The sequence below is a fragment of the Paraburkholderia sp. BL6665CI2N2 genome (assembly GCF_004366535.1).
Classification (GTDB): Bacteria; Pseudomonadota; Gammaproteobacteria; order Burkholderiales; family Burkholderiaceae; genus Paraburkholderia.
In genome coordinates this window covers 1,383,188-1,398,743 of record NZ_SORC01000001.1, presented here as the reverse complement: position 1 = coordinate 1,398,743, position 15,556 = coordinate 1,383,188, and the positions used below count along the sequence as shown (strand labels likewise).

The following is a 15,556-nucleotide window of genomic DNA, read 5'->3' as shown; positions in this document are numbered from 1 at the left end:
GATTTTGCCGACGCCGCAACCCATTGCCCTACCAGGCTATCGCGACACGGTGCGCGCCGATTGGGTCGATTACAACGGCCATCTGCGCGACGCGTTCTACATGCTGATCTTCAGCTTCGCGACTGACTCCCTGATCGACCTGATCGGTTTGCCGGACGCCGTGCGCAAAGAACGCCGGCGCTCGATCTACACGCTCGAAGCCCATATCAACTATCTGCACGAGATCAAGGAAGGCACGCAGGTGCGCGTCGACATGCGCGTGCTCGGGCACGATGCGAAGCGGCTGCATCTGTACCTCGAGATGTTCGCCGGCGACGGCGGCGAACCGGTGGCGGCAGGCGAGCAGATGCTGCTGCATGTTGATACCGGCGGCCCACGTGCCGCCGCGTTCGATCCGGATGTCGCGGCGCGTGTGCGGGCGTTGGCCGACGCGCATGCCGCGCTGCCGCCCGCCGCCTTTGCCGGCCGCGTGATCGGCTTGCCGGCGAAAACGAAGCCGAGTGGGAGTGAACATGCTTGAGCCCGAGATGGCCGCGTTCATCGAAAGAGCCGCCGCGATTTATCCGGGGCATTCGACTTCATTGACGCCGGCTGAACAGCGCAAGATCTACGACGAGTACGCGGCGGCGGTCACACCCGCGCTTCCCGATGAAGTCGTGACTCAAGACGCCGAATTCCAAACCGGCGCGGGCCATTCGATCGCGCTGCGGCTGTACCGGAACCGCGCAACGCGTCATGAGGCGGCGCGTGGCGCCGCGCTGTACTTTCACGGCGGCGGCTTCGTGCTCGGCTCGCTGGATAGTCATCAGTTCGTAACCGCACGCCTTGCCGCGGACACCGGTCTCGACGTGATCGAGGTCAACTACCGGCTGGCTCCCGAACACCCCGCGCCGGCCGCGCATGACGATTGCATGGAGGTGACGCTCGCCGCTTTGGCAGGGCGCTTGCCGTTCGATCTGCGTGCCGGCGCTCCGCTGCAACTGGCGGGCGACAGCGCCGGCGCCACGCTCGCGGCCAGCGTGGCGATGCGACTGCGCGACGAAGCGGTGCAAGGCATAAGCGGCCTTGTGCTGGTTTATCCGATGCTCGGCACCGAGCCGCAGTCGCCCGCGCGCGAAAGCGAAGCGCACGCGCCGATGCTCACGCTAACCGACGTTCATGCGTTCCGCGATCTGTATTGGGGCACCCACCCGCCCTACCCCGCGTGGACGATTCCGCTCGATGCAACACGTTACGACGGCCTTCCGCCGACGCTGGCGATCGGCGTTGAACATGATCCGTTGAGGGACGACGCGCGCGTGTTTGCCGAGCGTATTAGCGCGGCTGGCGGCGAGGCGACGCTTCTGATCGGCGCTGGGCTCGTGCATGGGTGCTGGCGCGCCATCGAATCGAGCCCTGGCGTACAGAAGCTGCACGAGGAAGTGTGCCGTTTTCTGTCCGGCCATGCGACGCGAGCGTCGGCGGCGGCCGGTCGTTAGCGCCTCTCCGGTTCAGGCCGCCGGATAATCAGCCGCTACGGCCACCGCTTTCAACCTGTGAGCGGCCTGTCAACTCTAACTTCGGCGAGGCGAACGCGCCGGTGTCTTGCGCAATGCGCGATCGGCGGGCGTGTCCGGCGCCGGCAACCGCACGGTGAAGGTCGTGTGGACGCCGCGTATCGAACTGCACTCGATGCTCCCGCCCAGCAGTTCCGTCGCGCGGCGGCAGAACGCGAGTCCCATGCCCGCGCCGCTACCGTGCCGCTTGGTCGTGAAGAAGGCGTCGAAGATATAGGGCAGGACGTCGGGCGCAATGCCCGGCCCGGTGTCGCGGAATTGCAGCACGCAGAAGTCCCGATCCTGAACGGCACTGATCGTGATCTCACCATCGCCGCCCACGCGAATGGCATACAACGCGTTTTTCAGCAGATTGAACAGCACGAAAACCACGACCGTATCCGAGCCAGAAAACGACATGGCCGGATCGATGGGTTTTACCGTGACAAGTTCACGCTCGCGGCCGCTGAACGGATACCGCTCCAGCGCCGACATCACGCACTGATACACGGAATGCCGGCTGAAGTCGCCGCGGTCCAGACGATCGAGCGTGAAAGACGCGAGCGCCATTTCGACCATCGCGCTGGTGCCGGAGACTTCGCGCCGGATTGCCGTTGCCAGCTGGCCGATGCGTTCGGACTGTCCGGACTCGTCGTGATCGTCATACAGCCCGTGCGTCACAGCTGTTCGATACCCTTTGAACACGTGCCCCCAAACGCTGGCAATTTCGTCGGCGTGCATTCCGATGGTGGCGAGCGGCGTCGAAATTTCATGCGCGATGGTCGCCGCCACCGCATACGGGTGAATCAGGTGATAGCGCACGATGGTGATTGCCAGCAGCCCGAGGCTCAGGCCGATGAACAGGACGCCCGGCGGATAAAACCCGAAGCCGTAATTGACCGCGTAATCCATCGCGGCGAACGAGTACAGGCAAAGGCTCGCCAGACACAGATCGAGGCGCCGGCGCGCGTCACCCTCCGCCTTCTGGCGCGCGGCGAGCAGAAGCTGAGCGCTGCGGCCGGCCAGCAACACGGTCTGCACCACGTGCACGGGATGCAGCGGGCCGGCGACCGGATAGTAGCCGAAGAAGAAATGCCGGTAGCCCGCCACGACTTCGTTGCCGGGCAGCAGGATCGCGAGAACGAAACACAGCCCGTACGACGCGAGCAATATCGGCCGTTCCCGGCGCTGCGCCGCCACTTCCGTCACGAAGTGGTAGAAAGTTGTGGGTAAAAAAAGAATGAAGAGATACCCGCCCCTGACCAGCAGGTCCGCAGTGTGCGGGTTGTCTGTCTGAAACAGCAGTGTCCATGCGCCTTGCCACGCGAAGGTCGAGACGCACATCAGGATGAACGGCGTGAACAAACGCGTCGCGCCTTGCGTAATCAGGACGTACAGGCCGAACACCACGAACATCGCGGACACGCAGGCAGTCGGAATGGCGTACATGTGGCTTGACGTCCCGGCAGACTTTAGCGAGTCCGTTCCTTCCGCCATTGCGCGAACGTCATCAGGTCCATGCCCACGTCGGCCCTGTCGATCGGGGTCCAGCAATAGAAAACGTCATCCCAGCCCGGAATGGTTTGCGGCGTCAGCGTCTTGACGGTCATGCCGGAGCGGTAGGCCAGGTTCGGCCAGAAGATCGGCATCACCTCGCGCACCGCCATTTGCTTGAGAAGGTCGGCCGGCCCGTCCTCGTCCGCGACGATTTCGCCCTGCGAGATCCAGTCGTGCTCGGCCCACGCGACGAAAACGCTCGGGTTGCCGGCGCGATCGAACATCAGAATGGCGTCCTGCTCCGGGCGCCAGTAATACTCGACGATACCGTTCGCGGCGACCACCTCGTCGATGACCTTACGCGTTCGCGGGTCGCAATACGTCAGGCCGTTCTCGCCCAACGCGAGCCAGCCGCCTTCCGAACAGTGCCTGGCCTTGGCGTCCGTCAGGAAATGGGCCAGCCGGTTGGCGGAGTCGGTATCCGTTTTTCTGAGGTATAAATCGACGATGCCCGCATTGAAAGCTTTGACCGCGACGGTTTCGTCCGCGACCCCGGTCAGCAGCACTTTCGCGCAACGCAGATTGGAGATGGACGAGAGGAATTCCACGCCGTTCATGCCCGGCATGTCGAAATCCACCACTACCGCCGCGACTTCCGCGAAACGGGAGCCGCGGGCCAGGATATCCCGTTCCGCCGCGGTCTCCATGTAGCGCTCAAAACCCGTCTCGCTCACGCATGCCGACGCCGGCGCGAACTCCAGCGAATTCTTGCGAGCGTGCTGACGGATGAACGCAAGCGCGGTTTGAGGCCGCGTAAAAAACAGATTGGTGGCGCTATCCGGAAAGAAACGCCGCAGCGCGTCGAGATAGCTATCGTTGTCATCCACGAAAACAACCGTCGACGGATGGAGAACAGGTGGTCGAATAAAATTGTTCATGGTTTCACGTGGTTCGTCACGCCCCTCTGGAGGACAACCCCGGCAGACCGCCGGCCGTGGGTCACAACAACCCGCGCGGCACTTTGCGGCGCGGCGGTTCCCCGAGTACATGGGGCCCCGCTGCCTCGGTCATCGGCCCCATGGGAGCGTCATATATTTTGCTGCTTCCGGATCCCGCATGGTCGCATATGGACCATTCCGGCGCGCTTCGCACCTGCTTATGGGCAGGATTCTCTCACGCCGGTCGCCAAGGCGGTTTTCCGCTGAACAATATAGTACAGGCCCCTGGCATCGATCGCGCGAAGCCGTCGCGGCGATCAACGGCGGCGCTTATGCGTTCTGGGCAGTCCGCAACTAGAGGCCACCTTTACGGCCGCGACGCAACCTCGTCCAGATGTCCCAGCAGATCGGCCGGATCGTCGTAGACCCGCAACGCGCCGGCGCGCTCGAGTTCCTCCGTGCCGTACCCGCCCGACAGCAGGCCCACACCCAGCGCCCGGCAGCGCCGTGCCGCGAGCATGTCCCAGATGCTGTCGCCCACCACCACCGTGTTTTCGACCGGTACGCCGAGCCGCCCGGCTGCGGCGATGAACAGATCCGGATCCGGCTTTGCATATTTGACGTCGTCGCGCGTGACGACCACGGCTTTCGCGGGATCGACACCGAGCGCCTCCAGATTGAGCGCCGCCGTCTCCATGCGGCCGCTGGTCGCCACCGCCCAAGGTGTTCCCGCCTGCGTCAGCGCGTCGAGCAGCGCCCGCGCGCCCGGCAGTGGACACACCTGCGCGCGCAACCGCTGATAGGCGGCGGCGTGAGCTTCTCGAAGACGCTCGACCCGATCGGCGCTGATTTCGCCGTGCGTTTCCCGCAGAAGCTGATGGGTGAAGAGACCGCCGCTCATGCCGATCTTGCGGTGAATTCGCCAGACCGACAGGGGAATGCCTTCGCTGTCGAGCGCTTCCTTCCAGGCCAGCACGTGCTGGTAGACGCTGTCGACGAGCGTCCCGTCGAGATCGAAGAGGAAAGAGGTCTGGATTCGCATGGTGTGCTCCTGTTGATGACTGGCTTCGCCAATATGCCATGTCCGAGGTTCGCCGGTCGCGCGAATCCCGCCTCGATTCGCCTTGACCGTCACGTAGCGTAAGGTCCTAGCCTTCAATGTGCACACTGACTGGAGGCGATTGCTGTTGAAAGTGGAAGAGTTTGCGAGGCGCAGCGGACTGAATGGCCGCACGCTTCATCACTACGACGCAATCAGATCGCTCACGCTTTCGGCGCGTGATGGAAGCGGCTACCGCCCGGCTTCGCCATATCCTGGCGCTGGCCGTTTCGGACTTGCGCTCGCCGAGATTCAGACCTGCCTGACGCAGCCGGAGACGCCGTGGGTGTCGATCGTCGCCGGGGGCGCGTTCTTCACGGATAGGCGCGTTGAGGTTTCGAACGCGTAGCGGTAGGGGTTGCGAGCGGCAGAGAACGGCGCGGCGCGGGCCGCGCTCTCCGTGTCCAGGCGTCGCGAGTGCGGGTGGACTTAGTGCGTACGATCGACGTCGGCGCGCAATGGTTACATTGCGCGCCGTCGCCGACGTGGCAACAATGCGTAATCGACGCGCCGCCTTTGATATCGGCGGTGCGTCGATCTTTTTTCAGCGCTTATTAGTCTGCTTGTTGACGCGCTTATCTAGCTGCTCATTGAGCCAGTCACTGCCCCGTGTAACCGAGCGGAACAGTCGCATTGGCCTTGGCAACCGTGGCGTTGTTCGACACGATGTACTGCGGCACTTCGGTGAGCGTCAGCGCGACCTGACCGTTGGTGTAGGCCACCGTGCTGACATTGCCGTAACCGTCGATCTTCGTCACATTGCCCGACGTGCCGGCGTTGTCGACCTGGAGCGAATAGCTCGTCGAATAGCTCTGGCTATACGTGCCGTTGCTTGCCGGCCACTGCGCATTGTTGTGCGTCCACGCGGCGGTCACGACCTTGCCGTTGCCCAGTTGCTGAAACCCATAGGCGAAGACTCCGGCAGGCGCGCCCTGGATGCGGCCCAGCGTATTCGTGCCGTCGAGAACGCGCGTCATCGTTGCGAAGGCCATCGCTTCTGGCTTCGGCGAAAGGTTGGTCGCACCGAACGCGCCTTGTGCGTTGTTCAGGTCGAAGAACGAGCCGTATCCCACTTCGCCCGGATAGTCCGGACCGTAGAACAGCGTCGTCACCTGCGCACCGCCGCCGAGCACGATGATGTGTGCTCGCACGCCGACTGCGGCATGCGCGAACAACTGGTTCTGCGACGGCACATTCGGACCGTAGTTGAGGCCCGGGTCGTAGCTCACGCCGGCTTCCGTGAAGAAGAGCTTCATGTTCGGCTTGCCGGCCTGCATGACTGAACGCAGCTGCGCCATCTGGTTGTCGAGCGCGTTGGCCTGGTTCGCCGTGCTCGGATCGGAATCCTGCAGTTCCGGCGGATGAGCCGGGTACGTGCCCGCATTCCAGTAGCCGTGCGTTGCGACCGCATCGATGTAGTTCCACAGACCGAGCGCGCCGAATTTCTGCAGATAGCCCGTCGTACAGGTATCGCAATTGGAAGCAAACGGATTGCCGGTGCCCATCACGACCGCATTCGGATCGGTCGAGTGAATGCCCTCGTAGGCAGCCTTGTACATGGCGACGAAGTTCGCGTCGCTATCCGCCCAGCCGAGGCTCGGTTCCCACGTTACCTGATAGTAGTTCTTTTGCTGATTCGGGTAGTTGGCAGCGCGGATCAGACTCGTATCGGTGCCGACCTTGCTCATGAAGGTCTTGAATTCCGGCATGTTCGACGGCGCGTAATAGCTGTCGTTGAACTGGCCGGTCTTCGAGTCCCACGCCGGCAGTCCATCCAGACGCACGATACGCATCTGGTCAGGATTGGTCTTGTAGAACGGGTCGAGGTCATTCACGTTGGGCGTGTACGTGTTGGGGCCGTTGGGTTCCATGGCTGAAACCTGACGATCGTCGATCGTCCACGAGATACCCAGCGCGTGCAGCGCGGCGATGTTGCCGTTGAAGCCCTGCATACCGAAGCGGTGCTGATCCTGATGCGCGTATGTTACCGTGCCCAATACCGAACTGAGGTTCGGCAACACGCCGAACGTGGCGATGCCGACCGGGCGCGTGCCGCTTCTCGGCAAGGTGCCGCCGTTCGAACGCAGAGTGGCGGTGAGTGCGCCATAGCCTGACCACGTCGACGTACACGGAATGGTGCTGGTTTGTACGCCGGCCTTGACCGCAAAACTGCCTTGCGTCTTGATCGCGCCATTGGAATCCGCGACGGACCAGACGACGGTATCCGCGCTCGGCGCGTTCGTGGTGATCGTCAGCTTGAAGGAAGCGTTGTTCTGGAACACGCGCAGGCCGTCGGTGGTCGGCGTGTCGGCGCTGATCACTCCATTCGCGGTTCCACCGGCCGTTTGCGTCGGCGTGCTGCATGACATGGCCGAGCTGCCGGGCGCGGGGGACGGCGTCGGGCTCGGAGTTGGAGTCGGCGCGGGTGCCGGAGTTGGTGTGGGAGTCGGCGTCGGTGTCGGCGTGGGAGTCGGCGTCGGTGTCGGCGTCGGCGTCGGCGTGGGAGTCGGCGTCGGCGCGGGCGTCGGGGTAGGAGCCGGAGTCGGCGTTGCCGCAACCGCTTTAACCCAGCATGACTTGCCATAGCCGTACGCGGGGTCCGACTGCGAAACGGCGCCGACATAACAGCCGACGCCGTTGCTGAACGTACGCGGCGCGCTCAACATCACCGACGGCGACGTGGGCGGGACCGCACCGAATACCACCGAGCCCGTGCCAAGGAACGAGCACTTGCCGTTCTCCTGCGCGCACAACTTGTATTGCTGCCCGGAGACCGTGATGGTGCTTGCCTGGGCCTGCGCGCTTTCCGCGGCAAACGATGCCAACACTGTTGCTGATGCAACACCCAATAGTTTCAAGTATCTCGTCATTGTCCGTATGTTTCGCTAAAAGCAGGTTGCCCCCGAGAAGCCAGCAAGATCGATCAGTCGTCCCGCCTTGACGTTATTGAGTCCAGAGAGAGGTGAATCTGAGAACGCGCTGACCGCGTTCGTTGCTGATGAAGCTCTGATGTGCCGCTATCCGCTGGCGGACGCGCTGCCCTCCGCTCGCATTCCGACGTCACCGAACAGCGGCCGAATCGAAATGTTTTCCCAGCGTCGGGCGAACGTTCTATTTATTACGTCATCCTTACTACTGCATTGCACGGCGATTATTCGACGACCACAACAATGACTACATCGATATCTTCAACAGCGGCTTTCGAGCGCAACGCGCACCGATTGCGTGAAAGATGCAGTCGACACCGGCATGGAGAATCCCGCCGATCGCATGACCGGGCAAACGTGACGAGGATCAATGCATGCCGCTGACGCGACGCGAACATCTGGCGAGGCTCACACTGACGGATCAGCGCACCTCAGTTTGATCAACAAATTTCACACCAATATGCACGGCTTCAAAAATTCAGGATGACGAAAAATTAATATCATTTTTTTCGTTCACCGTTGACCGCAAATTATTGGCGTGAACCCGCCGGTTCGACAGTAGTCGAGGTGCGCCCTCGCGTCGCGAATCAGGTTTGCCACCAAAAAACCCATGATCCGCCAAGCCGCCTGGCCCACAACAGCACTTGCCGCAGCGCAGCAACCCCGCCTGTAACTGTTACAGACGCGCTGACGCCCGACCCATCTTCCCGGTATTAGTTACAGAACCTTTGGGCAGACGAATTATAAACGTTTCATCCGCGTAACGTGTCCGGTTCCAAGGGTGATAAGTGACAATTGCAAAGGAATGCAATCGGAATCGCCTGAAGCTTTTCCAAAAGATGAGGAATGGAAAAGCTCTGCCTCGCCGCAGCGAGTAAAACGCAACTGTTTGATTTGTCAGGAGGTTAACGGCGCTTTCTGGAGGCGGGTCTCGGATTGTGCAATTTTTTATAATCGTAATACAAATATTCGTGCACTTACGGGGACGGCTAGCAGACCATAAACCGATAATTTGAATGTCACGCAGAAATGGTGTCGCATCCTCTTATCGGAAAATCAGCCCGCGAGGAACAACCGGGACGCAAAGATCGAGGCGTCTGCGGCTAGTGGTTACTTCGCATCACGAACTACCTCGGCGTGCCGTAGAGAGTCGTTTTCGCCGCCAGCGAAGATCAACGCAGCGTCTGCGCGACTGGCATCTTCACCCATGCAGCGCCGCCGGCAAGTGTTGCGCAAGCGAGCATTACCCAACTGCCCGCGCTCAAGCGTATCGCGCAGCAGACCGCTACATCAGGATGGAAGCATCCGGCCGTGCGCGTGTCGGCTCAACCACTACTTCCCACCAATGCGCCGCATGCCGCCACGGCTACGGCCGCGGCGGCGCATCAACCCACACCCTACCGCGACGCCGTCGCGAACAACACCGGATCGTTGCGATACAGATCCGGGAACATCCGCTTCAGATCGGTTACTTTCGGCAGATCGTTGATCGCAATGTACGGATAGTCGGGATGCAATGCGAGGAAGTTCTGGTGATAACTTTCCGCCGGATAAAAGCCCTTGAAGTCTTCGACGCGCGTCACGACTTTGGCCGAAAACACATGGGCGTTATCGAGCTGCGCGATATACGACTGCGCGATGCCGCGCTGCGCAGCATTCACCGGAAAAATCGCCGAACGATATTGCGTGCCGTGGTCGGGGCCCTGATAGTCCAACTCGGTAGGATTGTGCGCGACCGAGAAGAATATCTGCAGCAAGCGGCCATACGTGATCTGCTTCGGATCGTAGGTGATCTGCACCGACTCCGCGTGTCCTGTATCACCTTGGCTGACAGTTTCGTATTCCGCCGTGGATGCCGCCCCGCCGGTGTAACCCGAGGCGACTTGCTTCACGCCGCGCACATGTTCGAACACGCCTTGCACGCCCCAGAAGCAGCCGCCGGCAAACACCGCCGTTTCGCTATGCGTCGCGGTGGCTTTCTCGTCCTGTACGGGCGCGGGAATCTTCGTGGCGGCTTCAGCGGAATGCGCGACGTGTTGCGCGGCCACGGCGCCCAGAGCCACGACGACGAGGCCCATGATTCGCGTGACGGAGAAACGCTTCCGCAGCGACGCTGTGCTGGTGGATATCGTACGCATGGTCAGTCCTTGAGGTCAGTAAGAGTTGAGTCGAGCCACTTGCGTCGGCTTCGGCTTAACCGAACGTGAAAGCAAATGCCTGCACGCCCGGGTCCAGAAACTCGATCGAGAACGTGTGATCCCCGACTTCGCCCGTTTGCCGCACCAGTTGATAGAGACGCTGTCCGGTCACGGTGCCGCTGCCATCGGCGGCGACGTCGGTGCCGTGCGACGCGCCGGGTGCGGCGCCATCGACGCTCACGCGAAACCGCACCGGTTTGCCGTCCTTGCCCGGACCGAGCACCAGGTGCAGGTCGCGTGCATGAAAGCGATACACGATGCGTCCCGCCGGTGCCACGAGCGTGGCGTGCTCGGCGCCCACGTTCCATGACCCGGCAAGGCCCCAGTCGTCGACGCCGGGTTGCGGCGGCGCTGCATACACGTGCGTCTTGTCCGCCACTTCCCCGCCCGGCGACGCAAAGTTCTCCGCGCGCTGATAACCCACGTAGGTTTCCGGCGACTGCATATCGGCGTTGTCCGCCGCGGCCTGCACGCCCTGCGCCCCGCCGTTTGCAATACCGATCGCGACCTTCGACGCATTCGCGTGGCCCGCTTCGGTCAGCAGTTGCTGGATCACCTTTTCGGATTCCGCGTAATCGCCTTCGCCGAAGTGGTGATAGCGGATCTGCCCTTTCGCATCGACGAAATAGTGGGCGGGCCAGTACTGATTATTCAGCGCGCGCCAGATTGCGTAGTTGTTGTCGATTGCAACGGGGTAGTCAACGCCGAGGTCGTGCGTGGCTTTCTTCACGTTGTCGATATTGCGTTCGAAGGCGAACTCCGGCGCATGCACGCCGATCACGACAAGCCCCTGATCCTTGTACTTCTGCGCCCACGCTTTGACATACGGCAGCGAACGCAAGCAATTGATGCACGAGTATGTCCAGAAGTCGACCAGCACGACTTTGCCGCGCAAATCCTGCGTGGTGAGCGGCGGCGAATTCAGCCATTGAACCGCGCCGTCCAGCGGGGGCAGCACGCCTTCGACCGGCAGCGGCGCCGCCTCGGCGGCGGTGCGCATCATCGCGCCGCCCTGCGCCGCATTGGTCACGGTGGAATCCGCACCGGCGTTAGCGGCCGATTGCGACACTGGATTGGCGCTCGCCATCGCGCCGCCGGACGCATCGGCCGGATTGCCGGCGACCGGCGCTTTGCCCGGCGCCGCGTTCGGCGACAGCTTATCGACGAGTTTCTGTTCGAGGCCGCCAGTCGCAACCGTCGAGACGCGAGCGAGCACGCCGGTGTCGAAACCGAGCGCAATCGCCGCCACGCCGCACAACATCAATGCGCCGATGCCGCGGCGGATCCATTCGCCCGCGCCCAGCGAACGCTTCATCGCCGTGAACACCTTGCCGCCGATCAGCAGCGCCACCGCCAGCGAAGTCGCCGCGCCGGCCGCGTAGGCCACCAGCAGCAGCGTCGTGCCGACGCTTGCACCGCGCAACGCCGCGCCCGTCAGCACGAGACCGAGAATCGGACCGGCGCACGGCGCCCACAACAGGCCGGTGGCAATGCCGAGCAGAAACGATGAACCCGCGCGGACCTGCTGACCGTCGGCCTGCGCGAAATTCGACAGGCGATTGCCGGCGCTAACGAGCGGCCGCATCAGATGATCGGCAAAGCGCGGGAACAGCAGCGTCAGCCCGAAAATCGCCAGCAGTGCGATAGCCACCCAGCGGCCGTACTGGTTAGCCTGCGTGACCCAGCCGCCGCCCACCGCGGCAAGCGTCGCGACGAGGGCGAACGTCAGCGCCATGCCCGCCAGCAAGGGCAAGCCGCTGCGCACGAAAGGCTGGTCGGCGCGCGCGAAAACAAACGGCAGCACGGGCAGGATGCACGGGCTGAGAATCGTGAGGGCGCCGCCGAGATAGGCGAGAACGATGAGTAACATGTCAGTTCCGAACGTTCGTGTAGGTCGGTTAAAGTGGGCACGCTGGCTCGGGCGGCAGCCGGCGTAGAGTTCATTCAAAACCTGATACTGCAGAAAGTGCCCACATCCTAGAGCGCCGCCGGTGTCGAAGTCCTCACGAAAAGTTAAATTAAATGTGATAACTCGCCGCCCGGAAATTTTGCACAATGGCGCCATGGCCGCTTTTCCCGGCGGCCGCGCCCGGCCTTCCTCCTCAACCATTCCCTGAACCGCGGCACAAGCCCACCATGGACAATCCGAAGCGCATCCTGATCGTCGAAGACGACGTCGACATCGCCAACGTGCTGAGCCTGCATCTGCGCGACGAGCGCTATGAAGTCGTGCACAGCGCCGACGGCAATGAAGGGCTGCGCCTGCTGGAACAAGGCGGCTGGGACGCGCTGATTCTCGATCTGATGCTGCCCGGCGTCGACGGACTGGAAATCTGCCGGCGTGCCCGCGCGATGACGCGCTATACGCCGATCATCATCACCAGCGCGCGGTCGAGTGAAGTGCACCGGATTCTCGGCCTCGAACTCGGCGCGGACGACTATCTCGCCAAACCGTTCTCGGTGCTCGAACTGGTGGCGCGCGTGAAAGCGTTGCTGCGCCGCGTCGACGCGCTGGCGAAAGACTCGAAAATCGAAGCCGGCAATCTGCTCATCGCGGGGTTGTCGATCGATCCGTTGACACGCGAGGCTGCCGTCGACGGCAGGCCGATCGAACTCACGCCGCGTGAATTCGACCTGCTCTATTACTTCACGCAACATCCCGGCAAAGTGTTCTCGCGCATGGACCTGCTCAATGCGGTGTGGGGCTATCAGCACGAAGGCTACGAGCACACCGTCAACACTCATATCAACCGGCTGCGCGCGAAGATCGAGGCCGATCCGGCTCAACCCGAGCGCATCCTGACCGTCTGGGGACGCGGCTACAAGCTCGCTGTCCCCGGCGAGCCGGCCGGCGCACCGAAGGACCCATCGTGAATCTGACGCTGACCCAACGGCTCTCGCTCGTTTTCTCGGTGCTGCTGCTGGCATGCTGCGGCGCGTCGGCCTTCCTGCAGATCCGTTCCAGCGATCTGCACGAGAAAGAAGTCATCCAGAGCCTGTCGCGCAATCTCGCCGACCATATCGCTCATGGCAACTCGTTGATGGACGCCAACGGCTTGCGACCCGACGCGGTCCGGCAGCTATTCGGCCAGTTGATGAGGGTGAATCCGAGCGTCGAGGTGTACCTGCTCGATAATCAAGGGCACATTAAAGGCGACGACGCGCCCGCGGGACACGTCAAGCGCGAACAGGTGAATCTTGCGCCGATCCGGCAATTCATCGCGGGAGACGCGCTGCCGATTCTCGACGACGATCCGCGCAGCATCGACGGTAAAAAGGTGTTCAGCGCAGCGCCTTTGCAATTGAGCGGACAGGCGCCGTCCGGCTATATCTACGTGGTCCTGCTCGGCGAGGAACACGACGCGCTCGCCGCGCGCGTGGCGGCCAGTTCCGTGCTGCGCACTACCTTGTGGTCGATGGCGCTGGTCGCGCTGCTGGGATTGCTGGCCGGCTTGACCGCATTCGGCCTGATCACGCGCCCGCTGCGGCGCCTCACCGACGCCATGCGCCGCTTCGACGCCGAGGGCGAGCCCGACACCCAGCCGAGTGTGCCGCGCTCGTCGCCGGCCGGTCGGCGCGACGAAATCGCCGTGCTTGAAGCGACGTTCGCGCAGATGGCGAATCGAATCGGAGAACAATGGCGAGCGCTGACGCGACAGGACCAGCAGCGTCGCGAACTGATCGCCAATATTTCGCACGATCTGCGCACGCCGTTGACCTCACTGCACGGCTATCTCGAGACGCTCTCGCTGAAGTCCGACACGCTCGGCGAAACGGAGCGCAAACGCTATCTGGCCATCGCGCTCGCGCAAAGCGTCAAGGTGGGCCGGCTCGCGCAAGCTCTGTTTGAACTGGCCAGACTCGAACACGGCAACGTGCAGCCGGCGCTCGAACAGTTCTCGCTGGTCGATCTGGTGCAGGACGTGTTTCAGAAATTCGAATTGCCGGCTGAGGCGCGGCACATTCAGCTGCGCGCGAATATTCCGTCACGCCTGCCGAATGTCAGTGCCGATCTCGGCATGATCGAGCGCGTGCTGACGAATCTGCTCGACAACGCCATTCGCCACACGCCCACTGAAGGATCGATCGAAGTGGATCTCGCGCATAAGAACGGCAAGGTGTCGGTGACGATCACCGACACGGGTCCGGGCATTCCGCCCGAACAGCGCGAAGGTCTGTTCGAACGCCCGTTCAGCTCCGGCGGCGCGCATCGGGGCGGCGGACTGGGGCTACTGATCGTCCAGCGCATGCTGCAACTGAACCAGAGCCAGATACGTTTGCTCGACACGGCGGGAACGGGCACGACCTTTTGCTTCGAGTTACCGACGGCCGTCAACCGGTCGAGTTCCGCCGGTGTCCTGATGTGACGGACGGCGCTTGGCTCCGCTGAGAGGTGCTGCGATCGTCGGCATCGCCAAGCTTGCCCGCCTTCTACGTTGCGCGCGAAAAAGTCCATGAGTTCAGCGCCACAGCGGAATACTTTGCAGAGTGCGTGGCGTCGTCGAAGGGACCAGGTATCAGACCGGTGGCATCAGACGGTCATCGTCGCCTTCCGAAGCCGTCGACGTTCCCGCCGGTTGCGTACCTGACCCGCGACGAAGGCGCCGATCAACAACGACAGATACAGCATCAGAATGTTGTGGCGCCACGCATCGAGTGAAAGTTGATGCGCGACCAGCTTGGGGTCGGTCCGCAATGGCCCGGTGCAGAGTGCGAGGACTGCCTGCTTCATTCGAACAAAACCCGCGGCGGACAGCATGGGCAATCCAACGAGCAGCCCCATCAGATAAGGTTTCGCGCGCCGCGCCCCGGCACGATGACGCATACGCAGCCACAGTCCCAGACAACCATGCACCCAGCCGGGCGCAAGCAGTGCAAGCTGCAAACCTTGCGTGCCGCTGGTGATGAGCGATATCACAATGCGCTCGTAGTTCGGCTCGAATCCGTATAGGGACGAGGCAAGCCGGGTAGAAACCACATGACGGATCAGCAGCAGCGGCAGACTCAGTCCCGCCCAAAGCCGGACCCATTCAGTGAGCGGCATTTTCCAGTGACGGCGTCCGTAGATCGTTCGCAGCGCCAGCGAAAAATGCAATAGCGACGCGCCATACAGAAGCACCGTTCCCGGCACACTGCGCCACACCCACAAAGCCAGTGCAAGACCGCGACCCGCAAGGTCCAGTGACCAGATGCCGAGCGCGTGATTGATCAGATGCAGGGAGAGATAGACCAGCAGCACCACGCCGGACACGAGCTGACAGCGGCGCAGCAGAGTATGAACAGCCGGTTCCCTCGCCACGCGGGCAACCATACCCAGCAGCCGCCGAAAAGGCGCAATCGGCGCGCGCCCGGTGGCCCGCAG

14 protein-coding genes are annotated in these 15,556 nt (G+C 62.6%); 7 read left to right on the top strand and 7 right to left on the bottom strand.

Features of this window, described 5'->3' with window-relative positions; all coding sequences use genetic code 11:
- The first annotated feature begins 4 nt into the window (after positions 1–4).
- Together B0G81_RS06270 and B0G81_RS06265 are read left to right on the top strand one after the other, a co-directional pair.
- Positions 5–520: a thioesterase family protein gene (locus B0G81_RS06270; RefSeq protein ID WP_243856369.1), complete on the top strand. Its 516-nt coding sequence runs from the start codon at positions 5–7 to the stop codon at positions 518–520.
- Positions 513–1,478 carry an alpha/beta hydrolase gene (locus B0G81_RS06265; RefSeq protein ID WP_134133903.1) on the top strand — a complete coding sequence of 322 codons (966 nt, stop codon included), beginning with the start codon at positions 513–515 and terminating at the stop codon, positions 1,476–1,478. The genes B0G81_RS06270 and B0G81_RS06265 overlap by 8 nt, the downstream gene beginning before the upstream one ends.
- Positions 1,479–1,553: 75 nt before the next feature.
- Here the strand turns inward: B0G81_RS06265 and B0G81_RS06260 are convergent, their stop codons facing one another.
- The 3 genes from B0G81_RS06260 to B0G81_RS06250 all read right to left on the bottom strand — a co-directional run bounded on the left by B0G81_RS06260 (position 1,554) and on the right by B0G81_RS06250 (position 5,012).
- On the bottom strand, positions 1,554–2,984 hold the full coding sequence (locus tag B0G81_RS06260) for a sensor histidine kinase (protein WP_134133902.1): 1,431 nt from the start codon (positions 2,982–2,984) through the stop codon (positions 1,554–1,556).
- Positions 2,985–3,007: 23 nt separating this feature from the next.
- Positions 3,008–3,970 carry a response regulator gene (locus B0G81_RS06255; protein WP_106277170.1) on the bottom strand — a complete coding sequence of 321 codons (963 nt, stop codon included), beginning with the start codon at positions 3,968–3,970 and terminating at the stop codon, positions 3,008–3,010.
- 367 nt (positions 3,971–4,337) lie between these two features.
- Complete coding sequence (locus B0G81_RS06250) at positions 4,338–5,012, bottom strand: HAD family hydrolase (protein ID WP_134133901.1); 675 nt, start codon at positions 5,010–5,012, stop codon at positions 4,338–4,340.
- A 139-nt stretch (positions 5,013–5,151) separates the two neighbouring features.
- Between B0G81_RS06250 and B0G81_RS06245 the strand changes: the two genes are divergently transcribed.
- On the top strand, positions 5,152–5,418 hold the full coding sequence (locus B0G81_RS06245) for a hypothetical protein (protein ID WP_166678929.1): 267 nt from the start codon (positions 5,152–5,154) through the stop codon (positions 5,416–5,418).
- A 250-nt stretch (positions 5,419–5,668) separates the two neighbouring features.
- Here the strand turns inward: B0G81_RS06245 and B0G81_RS06240 are convergent, their stop codons facing one another.
- A complete protein-coding gene (locus tag B0G81_RS06240; RefSeq protein WP_243856368.1) occupies positions 5,669–7,438 on the bottom strand; it encodes a hypothetical protein in 1,770 nt (589 codons plus the stop codon).
- On the opposite strand from B0G81_RS06240, the gene B0G81_RS44425 reads away from it, so the two are divergent.
- Together B0G81_RS44425 and B0G81_RS44420 are read left to right on the top strand one after the other, a co-directional pair.
- The gene (locus tag B0G81_RS44425; protein ID WP_243856367.1) at positions 7,432–7,602 is read left to right on the top strand and encodes a hypothetical protein; all 171 of its coding nucleotides are present in this window, start codon (positions 7,432–7,434) and stop codon (positions 7,600–7,602) included. The two genes, B0G81_RS06240 and B0G81_RS44425, sit on opposite strands and share 7 nt — an antisense overlap.
- Positions 7,603–7,706: 104 nt before the next feature.
- Entirely contained in the window at positions 7,707–7,958 is a 252-nt protein-coding gene (locus tag B0G81_RS44420; RefSeq protein ID WP_241974793.1) for a hypothetical protein, read from the top strand.
- 1,435 nt (positions 7,959–9,393) lie between these two features.
- Here the strand turns inward: B0G81_RS44420 and msrA are convergent.
- Positions 9,394–10,134 carry a peptide-methionine (S)-S-oxide reductase MsrA gene (msrA, locus tag B0G81_RS06235; protein WP_134133898.1) on the bottom strand — a complete coding sequence of 247 codons (741 nt, stop codon included), beginning with the start codon at positions 10,132–10,134 and terminating at the stop codon, positions 9,394–9,396.
- A gap of 55 nt (positions 10,135–10,189) precedes the next feature.
- Positions 10,190–12,064 (bottom strand): cytochrome c biogenesis protein DipZ, encoded by a 1,875-nt coding sequence (locus B0G81_RS06230; protein WP_134133897.1) that lies wholly within the window; start codon positions 12,062–12,064, stop codon positions 10,190–10,192.
- Between the two features lie 266 nt (positions 12,065–12,330).
- Between B0G81_RS06230 and B0G81_RS06225 the strand changes: the two genes are divergently transcribed.
- Together B0G81_RS06225 and B0G81_RS06220 are read left to right on the top strand one after the other, a co-directional pair.
- The gene (locus B0G81_RS06225) at positions 12,331–13,068 is read left to right on the top strand and encodes a response regulator transcription factor (protein WP_134133896.1); all 738 of its coding nucleotides are present in this window, start codon (positions 12,331–12,333) and stop codon (positions 13,066–13,068) included.
- Positions 13,065–14,561 carry a HAMP domain-containing sensor histidine kinase gene (locus B0G81_RS06220; RefSeq protein ID WP_134133895.1) on the top strand — a complete coding sequence of 499 codons (1,497 nt, stop codon included), beginning with the start codon at positions 13,065–13,067 and terminating at the stop codon, positions 14,559–14,561. Before B0G81_RS06225 ends, B0G81_RS06220 begins: the two co-directional genes overlap by 4 nt.
- Positions 14,562–14,725: 164 nt before the next feature.
- Here B0G81_RS06220 and B0G81_RS06215 read toward each other — a convergent pair whose 3' ends face one another.
- Positions 14,726–15,505 carry a hypothetical protein gene (locus tag B0G81_RS06215; protein ID WP_134143011.1) on the bottom strand — a complete coding sequence of 260 codons (780 nt, stop codon included), beginning with the start codon at positions 15,503–15,505 and terminating at the stop codon, positions 14,726–14,728.
- Between the last annotated feature and the right edge of the window lie 51 nt (positions 15,506–15,556).